This is a genomic window from Magnetospira thiophila (assembly GCF_054657015.1).
The window spans coordinates 1,572,520-1,588,225 of the sequence record NZ_BAAHXF010000001.1 but is presented as its reverse complement, the minus strand read 5'-3'; the positions used below and the strand labels follow the sequence as shown (position 1 = coordinate 1,588,225).

At 62.1% G+C, this 15,706-nt stretch carries 14 protein-coding genes; 3 read left to right on the top strand and 11 right to left on the bottom strand.

The features are described from left to right. Window positions 1-8: 8 nt before the first annotated feature. A complete protein-coding gene (gene zapE, locus ACYQ1P_RS07685) occupies window positions 9-1,106 on the bottom strand; it encodes a cell division protein ZapE (RefSeq protein WP_460019756.1) in 1,098 nt (365 codons plus the stop codon). A 142-nt stretch (window positions 1,107-1,248) separates the two neighbouring features. Here zapE and ACYQ1P_RS07680 point away from each other — a divergent pair, with 142 nt between their 5' ends. After that, on the top strand, window positions 1,249-2,082 hold the full coding sequence (locus tag ACYQ1P_RS07680; protein WP_460019755.1) for a sterol desaturase family protein: 834 nt from the start codon (window positions 1,249-1,251) through the stop codon (window positions 2,080-2,082). Here ACYQ1P_RS07680 and ACYQ1P_RS07675 read toward each other — a convergent pair. From ACYQ1P_RS07675 to ACYQ1P_RS07650, 6 genes are all read right to left on the bottom strand, one after another. After that, the gene (locus ACYQ1P_RS07675) at window positions 2,077-2,892 is read right to left on the bottom strand and encodes an exodeoxyribonuclease III (protein ID WP_460019754.1); all 816 of its coding nucleotides are present in this window, start codon (window positions 2,890-2,892) and stop codon (window positions 2,077-2,079) included. The two genes, ACYQ1P_RS07680 and ACYQ1P_RS07675, sit on opposite strands and share 6 nt — an antisense overlap. 245 nt (window positions 2,893-3,137) lie before the next feature. Further along, on the bottom strand, window positions 3,138-3,767 hold the full coding sequence (locus ACYQ1P_RS07670) for a LolA family protein (protein ID WP_460019753.1): 630 nt from the start codon (window positions 3,765-3,767) through the stop codon (window positions 3,138-3,140). A gap of 60 nt (window positions 3,768-3,827) precedes the next feature. Then, window positions 3,828-6,323 (bottom strand): DNA translocase FtsK, encoded by a 2,496-nt coding sequence (locus tag ACYQ1P_RS07665; RefSeq protein ID WP_460019752.1) that lies wholly within the window; start codon window positions 6,321-6,323, stop codon window positions 3,828-3,830. A gap of 35 nt (window positions 6,324-6,358) precedes the next feature. Further along, window positions 6,359-7,555, bottom strand: a complete 1,197-nt coding sequence (locus ACYQ1P_RS07660; RefSeq protein WP_460019751.1) for an aminotransferase class I/II-fold pyridoxal phosphate-dependent enzyme — start codon at window positions 7,553-7,555, stop codon at window positions 6,359-6,361. Between the two features lie 203 nt (window positions 7,556-7,758). Next, window positions 7,759-9,117 carry an ammonium transporter family protein gene (locus ACYQ1P_RS07655; RefSeq protein WP_460019750.1) on the bottom strand — a complete coding sequence of 453 codons (1,359 nt, stop codon included), beginning with the start codon at window positions 9,115-9,117 and terminating at the stop codon, window positions 7,759-7,761. A gap of 13 nt (window positions 9,118-9,130) precedes the next feature. Continuing rightward, on the bottom strand, window positions 9,131-9,469 hold the full coding sequence (locus ACYQ1P_RS07650; protein WP_460019749.1) for a P-II family nitrogen regulator: 339 nt from the start codon (window positions 9,467-9,469) through the stop codon (window positions 9,131-9,133). A gap of 281 nt (window positions 9,470-9,750) precedes the next feature. On the opposite strand from ACYQ1P_RS07650, the gene ACYQ1P_RS07645 reads away from it, so the two are divergent. Together ACYQ1P_RS07645 and ACYQ1P_RS07640 are read left to right on the top strand one after the other, a co-directional pair. Further along, entirely contained in the window at window positions 9,751-10,986 is a 1,236-nt protein-coding gene (locus ACYQ1P_RS07645) for a UbiH/UbiF/VisC/COQ6 family ubiquinone biosynthesis hydroxylase (protein ID WP_460019748.1), read from the top strand. A 12-nt stretch (window positions 10,987-10,998) separates the two neighbouring features. Further along, entirely contained in the window at window positions 10,999-11,553 is a 555-nt protein-coding gene (locus tag ACYQ1P_RS07640) for a hypothetical protein (RefSeq protein WP_460019747.1), read from the top strand. Window positions 11,554-11,572: 19 nt separating this feature from the next. Here the strand turns inward: ACYQ1P_RS07640 and ACYQ1P_RS07635 are convergent, their stop codons facing one another. The 4 genes from ACYQ1P_RS07635 to ACYQ1P_RS07620 form a co-directional block, all read right to left on the bottom strand. Then, complete coding sequence (locus ACYQ1P_RS07635; RefSeq protein ID WP_460019746.1) at window positions 11,573-11,767, bottom strand: hypothetical protein; 195 nt, start codon at window positions 11,765-11,767, stop codon at window positions 11,573-11,575. Window positions 11,768-12,051: 284 nt separating this feature from the next. Further along, window positions 12,052-13,266 (bottom strand): argininosuccinate synthase, encoded by a 1,215-nt coding sequence (locus ACYQ1P_RS07630; protein WP_460019745.1) that lies wholly within the window; start codon window positions 13,264-13,266, stop codon window positions 12,052-12,054. Then, entirely contained in the window at window positions 13,266-14,063 is a 798-nt protein-coding gene (locus ACYQ1P_RS07625) for a phosphatase PAP2 family protein (protein WP_460019744.1), read from the bottom strand. Before ACYQ1P_RS07625 ends, ACYQ1P_RS07630 begins: the two co-directional genes overlap by 1 nt. Beyond that, window positions 14,060-15,679 carry an ArnT family glycosyltransferase gene (locus ACYQ1P_RS07620; protein WP_460019743.1) on the bottom strand — a complete coding sequence of 540 codons (1,620 nt, stop codon included), beginning with the start codon at window positions 15,677-15,679 and terminating at the stop codon, window positions 14,060-14,062. The genes ACYQ1P_RS07625 and ACYQ1P_RS07620 overlap by 4 nt, the downstream gene beginning before the upstream one ends. Window positions 15,680-15,706: the final 27 nt, after the last annotated feature.

Sequence of the window (15,706 nt, the reverse complement as noted above, 5' to 3'; positions counted from 1 at the left end):
ACCTGCCCCTAGGTCAAGTGCGGCGTGGCCAGGTAATGGGCCGCCTGCATCTCGGCCAGTCGCGAGGCGGTGCGGGCGAATTCGAAACTGCCCAGACCCTCCGTATAAATCAACTCGGGCGGGGTCTCGGCGGTGCAGAACAGGTTGGTTCGGTGCTCGTACAGGGAATCGATCAGGGCGACGAACCGCTTGGCCTCGTTATGCCGGTCCGGGCCGAGGCGCGGAATGTCCGATAGCACCAAGGTGTGGTACTTGGTCGCCAGGGCCAGATAATCCCCCGGTCCCAGGGGGCGACAGCAGAGTTCTTCGAAGGTGCAGCGGGCCACGCCGGGGGTAGCGACGCCGATATCGACCAGTCGGCCATGCACCAAAATGCTGTCCGGGCGCACCGCCTCCCCATCGGTGAGTTTCTGGAATATTTGTTCCAGTTCCTGCTCCGTCTGGTCGGTGATCGGGGTCAGGTAGGCGCGCACGCGGGTCATATCCAGCAATCTGAAATCGGTCGGGCCTTGCAGTTGCAGCACGTCCATGCGTTGTTCTATCAACTCGATGAAGGGCAGAAAGCGATCCCGTTGCAGGCCGTCCTTGTAGAGGTCCCGGGGGGCACGGTTGGAAGTTGCCACCACAACGACACCGCCCTCGAACAGCGCCTCGAACAGCCGTCCGAGGATCATTGCATCGGCAATGTCGGTGACCTGAAACTCGTCGAAACAGAGCAGCCAGGCGCCGAACGAGATTTCCGCCGCCACCGCTGAAATGGGATCGCCCCGGTGGCTGCCTTTCTGGCGCAGCCTGTTCAGACGCCCCTGGACCTCCTGCATGAAGGCGTGAAAATGCACCCGCCGCTTGGCCTCGGTCGGGGCGAGGCAATGAAATATGTCCATCAGCATGGATTTGCCGCGACCGACACCGCCATAGAGATAGAGTCCCTGCGGCACCGCGTCGCGCCGTCGACCGAGACCGAACCGCGCCTTCCAGCCCTGCTGGCCGGTATCCGGGCGGTAGCGCAGAAGGGCGTGATACAAGGACTGAAACTTTTCCACCGCCAAAGCCTGGCCCGGATCGGCGTGCAGGTCCCCCTGATGCACCAGATTACGGTACACCATCAAAGGGGTTTCTCTCGGCTTTTCCGCCATTCCTGAGGTCTTTCTTATGATCTCGCAATGCAGCATAACGAGCCGCAATTCCTTCTGTAAAGACGTTACCTATCGGCCTTTTCTAATATGAAAGGGGGCGTATACTCCCCGGATGAACACTTTCTTGACCGACTACGAGATTGCCATTCGCCTGGGCGCCTTCTTCGGCGTGTTCGTGTTTGTCGCCACAGCCGAGGCCTTGTTCCCCCGCCGGGCGCGACTCTTGAGCCGTTGGGCACGCTGGCCCTCGAACCTCGGGATTGTTGTTTTGGACAGCGTTCTGGGGCGTCTGATCCTGCCCTTGGCACCGCTTGGCTTTGCCGCCCTGGCAGCGGATAAGGGCTGGGGGTTGATGCCGCAACTGGGCGTGCCCGAGGGCCTAGCCATAGTGCTTTGTGTCGTCCTGCTCGACATGGCGATCTATTTTCAGCATGTGATGTTCCATGCGGTGCCGCTGCTGTGGCGGCTGCACCGCATGCACCATGCGGACACCGATTACGACGTGACCACCGGGGCGCGCTTTCATCCCATCGAGATCCTGCTGTCGCTGGGCATCAAGCTGGCGATGATCGCCCTGCTCGGCGCGCCCGTGGCGGCGGTGCTGATTTTCGAGGTGGCGCTCAATGCCACGGCCATGTTCAATCATGGCAACATGCGCCTGCCTCTGGGGCTGGATCGACTGTTGCGCCTGCTCATCGTGACCCCGGACATGCACCGGGTCCATCATTCGGTGCTGCCCGTCGAGACCAACAGCAATTTCGGCTTCAATCTGCCCTGGTGGGATCGCATTTTCGGTACCTATCAGGCCCAGCCTCAGGCGGGGCACACGGCGATGACCATCGGCCTCGACCAGTTCCGGGAGCCGGTGGATCAAAGGTTGGACCAAATGCTGCTCCAGCCGTTCCGGGCCGGAGAGGGCGACGACGCGATCAACCGAGAGTCATAAGCTCAAGGTCACCGAAACCGGCACATGGTCCGATGGTTCTCGCCAGTCGCGAGCCTCGCGCAGCAGGCTGGCCCCGGTCAGCGCCGGGACCAGCGGCGGAGTGACCCAGATGTGATCGAGCCTGCGGCCCTTGTCAGCCTCGTCCCAGCCGGCAGCGCGATAGCTCCACCAGGAAAAAATCTTTTCATCATCGGGATGGAAATGGCGTACCGCGTCGACCCATCGACCGGCCCGGCGCAATTGCTCCAGATGGGCAATCTCAATCTCCGTATGGGTGACCACCCGACGCAGGCGCTGATGGTCCCACACATCGGACTCCAGCGGCGCCACATTGAGATCGCCAACCAGCACCATGGGAGATTGGTCGGCAGCGGTGCGGGCCAGCCACCAGTGGGCCAGGGCGCTGAGATAGTCCAATTTATACGCGAATTTCGAATTGAGCAGCGGATCGGGCTTGTCGCCGCCAGCCGGAATATACAGATTATGGATCTCGATGGGCGTCATATTCGTTGCGCAATGCAGCACCGCCGAAAGGTGCCGGGCCTCTTCCCGTCCGCCCCAGAAATAAGTCTCGGGATCGTGCAGCGGAAAACGGCTGGCGATGGCCACCCCGTTATAGGACTTCTGACCATGGCACAGCACATGCTCATAACCCAGGGCGCGCAAAACCAGCTCGGGAAAATCCCGGTCAACGACCTTGGTTTCCTGGAGGCAGAGAACGTCAGGGTTTTCCGCGTCTACCAGCCAGCCCAAATGATCAAGCCGCTTGCGGATGGAGTTAACATTCCAGGTGGTGATTTTCAGTTCCATGGGGTGCCAGCCTGCCCGGACGGCACGGCCTTGGCAAGGGGACAAAGGAAGAGGCGTCCGATCAGGGGGGTAATCGGACGCCTCCATGCTCCTTTGGGGGGAGCCGGGAAGACGGCAGGGGATACCATCATTCCCCGGGTCACATCATTGCAATGCGGTCCCGTTATGAATCCTATGTGGCATTGCGATGTAAAAAGTTCAAGGGGACGATAAAATATCAGTCATGCGGCAGTTGCATGGCTCGTTCAGTCCAGCTTGATCCCCGTGCCCTGGTGGCGGGGGTCATGGTAAACGAACAATTCCTTGTCCAGGGTAAGTCCGGTGCGGGTCTTATTGAGGGTGAGCACGGTCTGTGTGCCCTGGGCGTCGATGATCTCCCATTGCCGCAGAACCATCGGCTTTTCATTGAAGATCAGCGTCAACTGACCGTTTTCCGGATTGTCGGTCTGCACCAGGGTGACCGCGACCAGGCCCTTGTCGCGGACCAGATCAATCGCCTGCACCTCATCGCCGTTAATCACCAGATTCTCGCTGACCAGCAACGCGGCCGGGGTTGAGCCCAGGGGCAGATAACTGATCTGATCCAGTTCCTTGTCTTCGTAGATGAGCCAAGTGCCGTTGGCGACCAACAAGAACGGAGCCGGAGGATCGTACTCAAAACGCAACTTGCCGGGGCGCGACAGGTACAGGGTGCCTTCCGTGTAGCCCCCCTGGGAGGTGGCCTGAATGAAGCGCGATTGCAGGGTCTTGACGGAATTGAGGTAGCCCTCGACCTTTTTCAGCATGACCTGCTCTTCGGCGGTGAAAACCCGCGCCTCCACCGCCCCGACGGGGACGGCGAAACAGACCAGGAGCAGAATCAACAGGACGCGCATGGGTTAACCATCCAGGACAATCATGGCAAAATTGGGAAGCTCTTTGTAGCGGGCGGCCGACTAGGAGTCGAGGCCGCTATGGTCGCCCACCAGAACCTCGCGCTTGCCGGTGCGGTTGGCCTTGCTGACCACCCCCTCCACTTCCATGCGCTCGATCAGGCGGGCGGCACGGTTGTAGCCGATTTGCAGATGACGCTGCACGAAACTGGTCGAGGCCTTGCGTTCGCGGGCCACCAGGGCGAGGGCTTCGTCGTACAGCGGATCGTCGGATTTCTCGCGCCCGGCCCCGGCAGCGCCCATGTCTGCCCCGCCGTCGTCGTCGGTTTCCTCGGTGACCGCTTCCACATAGGTCGGCTCACCCTGCTTTTTCAGGTGCGCCACCACGTCTTCCACTTCCTCGTCGGTGACGAAGGGACCATGCACCCGGGTGATGCGTCCGCCCCCGGCCATATAGAGCATGTCGCCCATGCCGAGCAGTTGCTCTGCGCCCATTTCACCGAGAATGGTGCGGCTGTCGATTTTCGAAGTCACCTGGAAGCTGACCCGGGTCGGGAAGTTGGCTTTGATGGTGCCGGTGATGACATCCACCGATGGGCGCTGGGTCGCCATGATCAGATGAATGCCGGCGGCGCGGGCCATCTGGGCCAGGCGCTGAATGGCCCCTTCGATATCCTTGCCCGCGACCAGCATCAGGTCGGCCATTTCGTCCACCACCACAACGATGAACGGCAGCGGCGTCATGTCCAGTTCCACATCCTCAAACACCGGCTTGCCGCTGTCCACGTCGAACCCGGTCTGCACCCGGCGGGTCAGGGTCTCGCCCTTCTTGCGCGCCTCAATGATACGCTGGTTATAGCCGCCGATGTTGCGCACGCCCAGATTGGCCATCGCCCGGTAGCGGTCTTCCATCTCGCGCACCGTCCATTTGAGCGCCACCACCGCCTTGCCCGGTTCGGTGACCACCGGGGCCAGCAGATGCGGAATGTCGTCATAGACCGACAGTTCGAGCATCTTGGGGTCGATCATGATGAAGCGGCAGCGTTCGGGCGGATATTGATAAAGCAGCGACAGGATCATGGTGTTGACCGACACCGACTTGCCGGAGCCGGTGGTGCCCGCAACCAGCAAATGCGGCATGCGGGCCAGATCGACGGTCACCGGGGTGCCGCCGATATCCTTGCCCATGGCCAGGGCCAGGGACATTTTGGCCGAGGATTTCTCGAAATCCGCCGAGGCCAGCATTTCACGCAGATAGACCGTCTCGCGGGTCGCGTTGGGCAGTTCGATACCGATGACGCTGCGACCGGGAATGACCGCGATACGCACCGAAATGGCACTCATGGAACGGGCGATATCGTCGGCCAGACCGACCACCCGCGAGGTCTTGGTGCCCGGTGCCGGTTCCAGTTCGTACAAGGTGACCACCGGGCCGGGGCGCACCTTGACGATCTCGCCGCGCACGCCGAAATCCTCCAGCACCGTTTCCAGCAATCTGGCATTATTTTCAAGGGCTTCCTTGTCCAGGCCGGGGTCGCGGGTCGGGGCCGGGGTCGGGGCCAGCAGGTTGAGCGGTGGCAGGTCGAAGGACTCCAGGGTATCGCCCAGATTCAACGAACCCTGGCGGCCCTGGCGGGGTTTGATGGGCTCTTTCTGGCGCGCATCGACGGCGATTTTCTTGGTCGGAACGTCGGGCTCTTCGACCTCCGGGGCGGCCACCGGTTGCTTGGGGGTCGGGCGGCGCAGCAGTACCTCGGCAGAGGGCGGACGGGCCGCCACCTCCGGCGTGGGTTCCTCGGGGGGCAAGGCTTCTGGTGTGGCTGCTTCCCGACGCGCCATGCGGGCCGCTTGTCGGGCTTGCAGGGCCTGACGCCCCTCTTCCAGCCACGCCTGACCGTGCCGTCCCATGTATCGTCCCAGCGGGCGCAGCAAGGCCCCGATCACCAAGGCCCCGTCGACCATCCGTTCCCCGACCCGCCGCCATTGGGCGCGGCTGATCCCCAGGGCCAGGAACAAGGCAACCAGGGCCGGACCGGTGCTGAGCAGGGCAATCGGCCAGGGACCCAGGGTCCAACCGGCGGCGACGAGCAGCGGCATCAGGCCGTCAATGACCAAAACCCCGGCAACACCGCCCAGACCGACCCGCAACGGCCAGAAATCTGGAATCGGCAACAGAGTCAGGGAGATCGACAGAAACAGGGTGCCGGTCAGCAACAGAGCCAACCGCCCTTCCCAATGACTCTGGGTCTGTTTGAACAAAATACGCAGGCCCCAGACGAAGGGAACCACCACCCAGGCCCAGGCGGCCCAACCCAGTCCCTGCAAGGCCATATCGGCGATCAGCGCCCCAGGCGCGCCGAGGCGGTTGCCGATGGGGCCGAATCCGGCACTGTTGAAGGAGGGATCGGCGGGCGAGAAACTGGCCAGGGCGATCCCCAGCAGCACCGCCAGAACGCAGACCAGCAGCCCCGCCCCTTCGATCAGGCGGCGGCGTATAAACTGCACGGCGGTCGCCGGTAACAGCGGCGGTCGTGCCACGGGGGTGTTGGTGCGTGCCATATGCGAATCCTGCCACGAAGGCGCTTACCAAGACCTTAACGGAGCACCTCGACCAAGCGGCTCAAGGCGGCTTCGATCACGTCGGGCTCATGGACCAGGGCCATGCGGATATAGGGCTGTCCAGGATTGACGCCGTTTTCGTCGGGGCGCGCCAGATAGGCCCCGGGCAACACCCGCAGGGCCGCCTGTTGCCATAACTTCCGCGCCGCTTCCTCGCCATCGCCCACGTCCAGCCAAAGAAAAAATCCGCCCGCTGGTCGCCGGAAGCCGAAACGCCCCCCCAGCACCCGTTCGGCCACATCGAATTTCTGCCGATACCGGGCCCGGTTCTCGACCACATGGGCGTCATCGTCCCACAGGGCAGCGGAGGCAGCCATGATCGGCAGCGGCACGGTGGCCCCGGCATAGGAGCGCAGGCGTCCAAACAGGGTGATCAGGTCCGGGTCCCCGGCCACGAACCCCGACCGCAGGCCGGGGGCGCTGGAACGCTTGGACAGGGAATGAAACACCAACTGATTGCCCAGCCCATAGCCCAGTCGCGCGCCGGCCTGCAAAACCGACGCCGGGGGGGCCGCGTCGTAGGTGTCGGCGTAGCATTCGTCCATTGCCAACACGAAATCGTAGGCATGGGCCAAATCCAGGGCCTGTTCCAGATAGTCGATGGAGGCCACGGCGCCCTGTGGATTGCTCGGTGAACAGAGATAGAGCAGGGCGGTGCGGGTCAGCAGGTCCGGATCCAGGGCATCGAGGTCGGGCAGAAAGCCGGTCGCATCGGTGGCGGGCAGGCAGACGGTCTCCGCCCCGGCCATGAGCCCGGCCCCCGCATAGACCTGATAGAAGGGATTGGGGATCAATACCACCGGCGGCCTGGCATGCGCCTTTTTTTGCGGCACGCAGAGCAGCGCCGCCTGAAACAGCCCTTCGCGGGTCCCGGCCAGCGGCAAAAGATGGCGCTCCGCGTCGATCATTTCTTCAGGCAATTCGAACCGCCGGGTCAGCCAGTCGGCCATGGCGCGGCGCAATTCGGGCGTGCCATTGGGCGGCGGATAGCGATTCCACTGGTCCTGGTGGGCGGCAATGACCTCGGCGACAAAAGACGGCGGCTGATGCTGCGGCTCACCGATGGACATGACCAGCGGGGCAACCCCCGGCGGCGGCCCCAGGGGGTCCAGCAGGTCACGCAGACGCTGGAACGGATAGTCGTTCAAAAGATCGAGACGCTGATTGATCATGGGGCTGTTTATCGGGCTTTCGGCGTCGCGCCGCAACGAAAAAGACCGGGCGGTGGGACCGCCCGGTCAAGTTGCGATAGGGGAGTAATCGTCGTCGTCATTTCGGGCCGGATGGCCCAAGCTTCGGAGAAAGACAGGGAGGACCTCTCCGAAGAAGCAACCCGGCGCGGTTCAAAAAAGGGGGAACCGCGCCGGGAATTCGATTAGATGGCCTTGGAGCCGGAACCAAATTCCGGATAGGCTTCCAGGCCCAGCTCGGTCTTGTCGAGACCCAGCACTTCCTCTTCTTCGCTGACCCGGATACCGATGGTCACCTTGAGGATGAACCAGACAATGGCCGAGGACACCAGAACGAAGGCACCGATGGAAACGATACCCACCAACTGCGCCATGAAGGACGCGCCTTCACTGCCGTAGGTGATGGCCACCGCGATGGTGCCCCAGATGCCGCCAACCAAGTGTACCGGGATGGCACCAACCACGTCGTCGATCTTCAGCTTGTCGAGCAACGGCACGGTGAAGACCACCAGCGCACCACCGATGGCACCGATCAGGATCGACAGCATCACGGAGCTGCCGTCCGGCGCGGCGGTGATGGACACCAGACCGGCCAGGGCACCGTTGAGGGCCATGGTCAGATCGACCTTCTTGTAGATCACCTGGGTCAGGATCATCGCGGCCACCACGCCACCGGCCGAGGCCATGGTGGTGTTGACGTAGATGTTGGAAATGGCGACCACATCGGCAGCAGAGCCCATGGCGAGCTGCGACCCGCCGTTGAAGCCCAGCCAACCAAGCCACAGGATGAAGGTGCCCAGCGTGGCCAGCGGCAGATTGGAGCCTGGGATCGGATGCACAGAGCCGTCCTTGCCGAATTTGCCTTTACGCGGGCCGAGGATGATGGCCCCAGCCAGGGCCGCCCAGCCGCCCACGGAATGGACCAGGGTCGATCCGGCGAAGTCCTTGAACTCGTTACCGAAAGAGGCAATGAAGGAGTCGGTGTTCAGCCAGCCGCCGCCCCATTCCCAGGAACCCTGGATCGGGTAGATGATGCCGGTCAGAATGACCACGAAGATCATGAACGGCCACAGCTTGATCCGTTCGGCCAAGGTGCCGGACACGATTGAGGCCGCAGTGGCGACGAAGACCATTTGGAAGAACCAGTCGGACGAAGCCGCATAGCCACCTTCGATCACCGCCCCTTCGGCCAGCACGGCGCTGTCGTCGGCGCCCCAGATGGAGATCCCACCCATGAACCCGCCGTCGACACCGTCATACATAAGGTTATAGCCCATCAGGTAGAACATAATGCCGGCGATGGAAAACAGGCCGATGTTCTTGAGCAACTGCATGGCGGTGTTCTTGGTGCGCACCAGACCGGCTTCGAGCATGGCGAAACCGGCGGCCATCCACAGCACCAGGAACCCGTGGACCAGGAATGAAAAACTGTTGAAGATGAACTGAGTCTCCCCAGAGACCTCGGCTCGAGCCGGATCGGCGCTGATCCCCAGGGCGAGAACGCCCAGGGTCAGCACACCAGCCAATCGCTTAATGGAATACATCGATCATATCCTCCTAGATGGCGTCGCCATTGGTTTCGCCGGTCCGGATGCGGACCGTCTTTTCCACGTCGACCACGAAAATCTTGCCGTCCCCGATTTTGTCGGTGCGGGCAGTCTGTTGAATGGTCTCGACGACTTTCTCAGCCATGTCGGCGGCGACCACGATTTCGAGTTTCACCTTGGGCAGGAAATTCACGACGTATTCAGCGCCGCGGTAGATTTCGGTTTGCCCTTTTTGGCGGCCGAATCCCTTTACCTCTGTGACGGTCATCCCCTGTACCCCGAGTTGGGAAAGGGATTCCCGCACGTCGTCGAGCTTAAAGGGCTTGATAACGGCGGTAATCAGCTTCATTGCGCTGGCTCCTCCTGATGGACCATGTGGAAACGACCTGCATGGCCGTCTCTCTCGTCCGGCTTATATTCAATGTTCGTGCCAACTTCGAAAAAAGGATTTAGAGTCTTGAAATGGGTGGTGTTTGTTTCCCCATGAAGCATAATCCTTTGCAGGGGACGCCGGGATGAACAGCAGTTAATGATTATTTAGTATGCGATGCCTATTATTTAGGCGCACAAATTGCGGGCAGATCTGCTAAACGGGAGACAGGGACAGGTGACAAGAAGGACTTCCAACTCATGACGGCAGCGGCGGCGCGTGAAAATATTCTGGATACCGATGTTCTGATCGTCGGCGGCGGCTTCGCGGGCGGCACCTTGGCCTGCGCCCTGGCGCGGGGCGGGGTGTCATCCGTCGTCATCGACCGGGAGAACCCCAAGGCCGCCCTCACCGCCACCTATGACGGGCGCGCTTTCGCCATTGCCCTGGCGGCCAAGCGGCTGCTGGTCGGGGCCGATCTGTGGGACTTGATGGCCGACGAGGTCAATCCCATCGGCGATATCCGGGTCACCGACGGGGAGTCCCTGATGTTTCTGCATTATGACCATGAGTCCATCGGCGACGAGCCGTTCGGGTTCATGATCGAGACCCAGACCCTGCGCCACGCCCTGGCCCGCAAGTTGCCGACCCTTGATCGGGTGGTCTGGGCGGCTCCGGCGGAAGCCGGACCCATTGAGCGCACCGCCGGGGGGGTCACCACCAGCCTGCCCGATGGCCGGACCGTGCGCGCCAAGTTGCTGGTCGGAGCCGACGGGCGCGGCTCGCGGGTGCGCGAGGAGGCGGGTATCCCCCTCACCCGTTGGTCCTATCACCAGACCGGCATCGTCTGCACCGTGACCCACGAACAGCCGCATGGCAATATCGCCCACGAACGGTTCCTGCCCAGTGGCCCCTTCGCCATTCTGCCGCTGAAAGGCCATCGCTCGTCTATCGTCTGGACCGAGCGCGAGAAACTGGCTCCGGCGATCATGGCCTTGGATGATGCGGCGTTTTTGCAGGAGTTGCGCCGCCGCTTTGGCGATTTCATGGGCGACATCGAGGTTTCCGGGCCGCGTTTCGCCTATCCGTTATCGCTACAATATGCCCACCGCGACACCGACCGGCGGCTCGCCCTGGTTGCCGACGCGGCCCATGGCATGCACCCCATCGCCGGACAGGGCCTTAATATGGGGCTGCGCGATGTGGCCGCCCTGGCCGAGGTGGTGGTGGATGCCCATCGTCTGGGGCAGGATATCGGAGCCCCCGACGTGCTGGCCGCCTATGCCCGTTGGCGGCGCTTCGACAACACCATGATGCTGGCCCTGACCGATGGGCTCAATCGTTTGTTTTCCAACAATATACCTCCGCTGCGAATGGCCCGTGACATGGGTTTGGCGGTGGTCGATCGGATTCCGCCACTGAAAAAGTTTTTTATGCGCCACGCCATGGGATTGGTCGGCGATCTGCCGCGCATGCTCAAGGGAGAGCCGTTATAGGGGAGGCAACATATGCCTGAATTGGATCTATTGAGCCAGACATCCGGCGCGGCTATTGCCGTGCTCTCGGGGCTGCTGGCCGCCGCGCTGTGGCGGTGGAGCGAGAACAAGTCGCGTCGGCGACGGGTGGCCCGGGCGCTGCTTGCCGATATGGAGCAGAGCCTCAATGTGTTCATCTCGCTGGTGGAAACATTGGAGCATGCGAAGCCCGAACAAACCTTTCCGGCCCGTCTGGCCCAGCCGGTGAGCAGTCACATGGTCACCGCCATGGCTGCGGATTTGGGGTCCCTGTCCAAGGACGGGGTCCGCCACGCCGTGGCATTCGACGGTACCATCCGGGCCTTCGAGCGGGCGCTGGCGCTGTTTCCGGATCAGGCCGCCGTGCCGCGCAAGCCGCTGTTCACGCACAGCCTGTGGACGCTCTCGCTGTTGCGGGAAAATCTCATTCGTGTGGCGCGCGACGCCTACAGCTTCACCGACTACCCGGACGCCACGCGCTTCGTGCTGAAACGCAGCCAGAAGCTCATGACCCGCTACGCGGACGTCATCAAACGTTCGAGCGCCTGAGGTCCCCGACCGATTTGTTTCAGGCGGCGGCGGCGAGGGCGAGACGGTGGCGGACGTTGTTCATCAAGGCCACCAGTTCTTCCTGGCGTACGCCGTCGCTGGACATCAGGGCGCGCATGGCGGCATCCCGCAGCAGTTCCTCCAGCGGCATTTCCACGCCACCACGATCAGGGGCAGGCCCTCCGGAGACGACCGTCAAATCGGTTCGGTTCATAACATCCTCCCAGTATAAAAACGGGTCAGCAAATTGTCGTGCTGTCGTTTCCAGGGCTTTCATGTGCCGTCTCCGCTCCGATTAATTCGGGGGTCCCAGTTTTCCCCACGGATTTGCGGAATTCGCACAAGCCTCTTTAATGCTAGGGAGTATAGCACAACTTCCCACGTCATACAAAGACGCGGATATTCCTAGCCCCTAATATACACAGGATATAATGTTCATGTGCCGTAATGGCACTTTTTTATTGTACTTATAGGCATTTGTACAAAAACCATAAGCCCTTATTTGTGTGCCATTTTTTGCAGTCGCAACCGGAGGGCATTGAGCTTGATGAAGCCTTCCGCGTCGCGCTGGTTGTAGATCCCCTGATCGGCTTCGAAGGTGGCGATCTTCTCCGAGTAGAGGCTGTTGGGGGATTTCCGTCCTACGACGATCACGTTGCCCTTGTAGAGCTTGGCCCGCACGGTGCCGGTGACTCGTTGCTGACTCTGGTCGATGGCCGCCTGCAGCATCAGTCGTTCCGGGGCGAACCAGAAGCCGTTGTAGATCATCTCCGCATAGCGCGGCATCATTTCGTCTTTGAGGTGCGCGGCCCCCCGGTCCAGGCACAGACTTTCCATGGCGCGCCGGGTATGCAGCAAGATGGTGCCGCCGGGGGTCTCGTATACGCCACGCGACTTCATGCCGACGAAGCGATTCTCGACGATATCCTGACAACCGATGCCGTTGGCCCCGCCCAGTGCGTTGAGGCGGGCCAGCAAGTTGGCCGGAGACAGCCGCTCCCCATCAATGGCTACCGGGTCGCCCTGTTCGAAGTCGATGGTGATTTCGGTCGGCTTGTCGGGGGCGTCCCAAGGGGTGACCATGCGCGACAGAATCAGATCGAAGTCGGGCTCGTCCCACGGGTCTTCAAGAATTTTCCCTTCGGAGGAAATATGCAGCAGGTTGGCATCCTGGGAAAACGGAGACTCGCCGCGCTTGTCCTTGGGCACCGGAATCTGATGCTTTTCCGCATAGGCAATCAAGTCGGAACGGGATTGCATGTCCCATTCGCGCCACGGGGCGATGACCTTGATATCCGGTTGCAGAGCGTAATAGCCCAATTCGAACCGCACCTGATCGTTGCCCTTGCCGGTCGCCCCATGGCAGACGGCATCGGCCCCCACCTGACGGGCAATTTCAATCTGTCGCTTGGCGATCAAGGGCCGGGCGATGGAGGTGCCGAGCAGATAGGTGCCCTCGTACAGGGCATTGGCGCGGAACATGGGAAACACGTAGTCGCGAACGAACTCCTCGCGCAGATCCTCGATATAGATCTCCTTGATCCCCATCATCTCGGCCTTGGCGCGGGCCGGTTCCAGCTCCTCGCCCTGGCCCAGGTCGGCGGTGAAGGTGACCACTTCGCACTGATAGACATCTTGCAGCCAGCGCAAAATAATGGAGGTGTCCAGGCCGCCCGAGTAGGCCAGCACCACTTTTTTCACGTCACCACTCATCAGCCTTGTTCCTCTTGCTTGCGGGGATCCGACGGGCGCGCAGTATAGGACGATTCCGCCGCCGCACAAGTCACTCCGGCCCAGCCATCCAGATGATCCCGAAGACGCACCAACAAGCCTGCCCGGGGGCCGAAACGAAGGTCGATTCCACGCCGTGCATAGACCGACCGGAGCAGCCAGACCGGCACCACCAGACCGACCCAGGCCCCGATCAACACATCTGAAAAGTAATGCACGCTAGTGCCGAAGCGGGTGAATCCGATCAGCAGGGCAAAGGCCACGAACAGATGATCGAAGCGCGGCAGGATCACCACCAAACAGGCGGCCAGGGCCACGGCGACCTGGGTATGGCCGGACGGAAAGGAATGCAGAGCACTGTCGAACCCGAACAGGTTGAAGCCGCTCACACCCTGCTCGAACAAATCCCTTGGCCGGTGGCGGCTGAACAGCAGTTTCAACAGATTGACCAGCACTCCGGACAAAGCCAGCGACATGGCGACAAAGGCCGCCGCGTCGCCAACCTTGGTCCACCAGGCCCGCGCTGCCGATTCGACAACGAAATATAGCCGCCATTTTGATATCAAAAGTCCCACAGCGGCGAGCACGAACCAGGCTTCCGGCTTGCCCAGATCAGTGATGGAGGCCAGAAAAGCGACCAGATCGGGATCGGCCTGAGTCTTATAGAAGTGGGCAACATCCTGATCCCACAAGGCAATGCTCAACCCGGCGGTCACGCCCAGCAGCAGCAGGGACATTCGCAGCGGGGCACGGCGGGCAAGGCGCCAAAGGGTCTTCATCGCTCGGGCTCCGGGGGCATGAACAGCGACAGGATTTCCCAACGGCCGCGGGAATAATTGAAATACCGCCCCTCCCAGAGGGGAGCAAGTTGTTGCTCACCCAGGGCCTGCTCGAACTGCGCCAAGTCCCGATCATTGACCAGGGCCGGACCACTGCCGCTCAACAGGTGTCCCGCCGCCGTCTCGGGGCCGACCAGCCGGGTGGCTGTGCCGCACAAAAAGACGAGGCTCGGCTCGTGATAGCCCGCCGCCGCCAGCGGTCGGGGGTCGTCGGCCAACATATCGGCCACCGCCTGACTGCCGAACATCACCGTCAGCCGGGGCAGCGTCAGCCCCATCACCGCCACCAATAACAACGCCCCGGTGAGCAGGCCACGCCCGTAGGCTTGCGCGATATCGCCGCGCCAAGCGGGTGGGAAAGTGAGTCCCAGACAGAGCAGGGCCAGCCCGGCGGGAATCAGTCCCAGCGGATCGAACCCGCCCCCATGGGTGATCGGCAACGCGAGGGCCGCGCCGCCGAGGATCATCGGCACCAGCGCCCAGATCAGCAGTCCCACTCGGCTTCCCCAGCCGCTTTGTTCCGTCGTCAGCACCGCTCGGGCGACCAGCAGGGCGAGGGCCGGATACAGCGGCAGCACATAATGGGGCAGCTTGGTCGGGATCAACTCGAAGACGATCCAGGCCGGAATCAGCCAAGCGAGGCAAAAGCGTATCCCCGGATGCAGGCGGACCTTCCAGGAGCGAAACAGGGTCGGCCAGACATATAGCGACGCCGGAAACAGGAACACGACCATCAACAGCAGATAATAGCCCGGCGGTGCCCCGTGGGATTCCTGGCCGCCCATCAACTTGGGCAGCAGGTCCTGACCCACCGCGTCGGTGATGAAGGCCTGACCGGCGAGGATGAACCAGGGCAGCACGACGACCAGCATCAGCGGCACCCCCCATCCCGCGCGCAGTCCCTTCAACCACTGGGCATCCCGGTCGGCCAGCGAGAGGGTGAGCGCCGTCAGGACGACCACCATCAGCGGGATCGGCCCCTTGATCAGAAAACCCAACCCCAGTGCCAGCCAAAGCCAGAAGGGCCAAACCGCCCCGGCCCGTTCCCCATTGGAAAAATCCAGATAAATCCGCGACAGGGCCAATTGCGCCGCCAGGACGCAGGCCAGCAGCACCGCGTCGGTCTTGGCCAGATGGGCTTCCAGAAACAGCATCAGACAGCCGCCCAGGGACAAGGCCCCCAGCAGTGCCGTGCGATGACCGAACAACCGGGTCCCGGTGGCGAAGGTCAGCAGCACGGCGACCCAGGCTCCCAACGCCGAGGGCACCCGATAGGCCCAGATGGCCCGCGCCTCCACCGAACTGAGCAGATTCACCGACGCCGCTTGCAGCCAATAGATCCCGGCTGGTTTCTTGTTGCGCGCCTGATCTTGGAATCGAATGCGCACATAGTCGCCGGTTTCCAGCATCTGAGCCGAGGCCTGGGCAAAACGCGCCTCGTCGCGGTCCATCGGTGGCAGGGCGGCGATGGTCGTCGCATAAAGCAGCAGACACCAGAGACTCAGCAGCAAATAAGGCCGGATTCCCGTGGTCAGATGGTCCAGGACGGCAAGCAAGGCGGCCTCGCGGTGGGTCAACAGAGA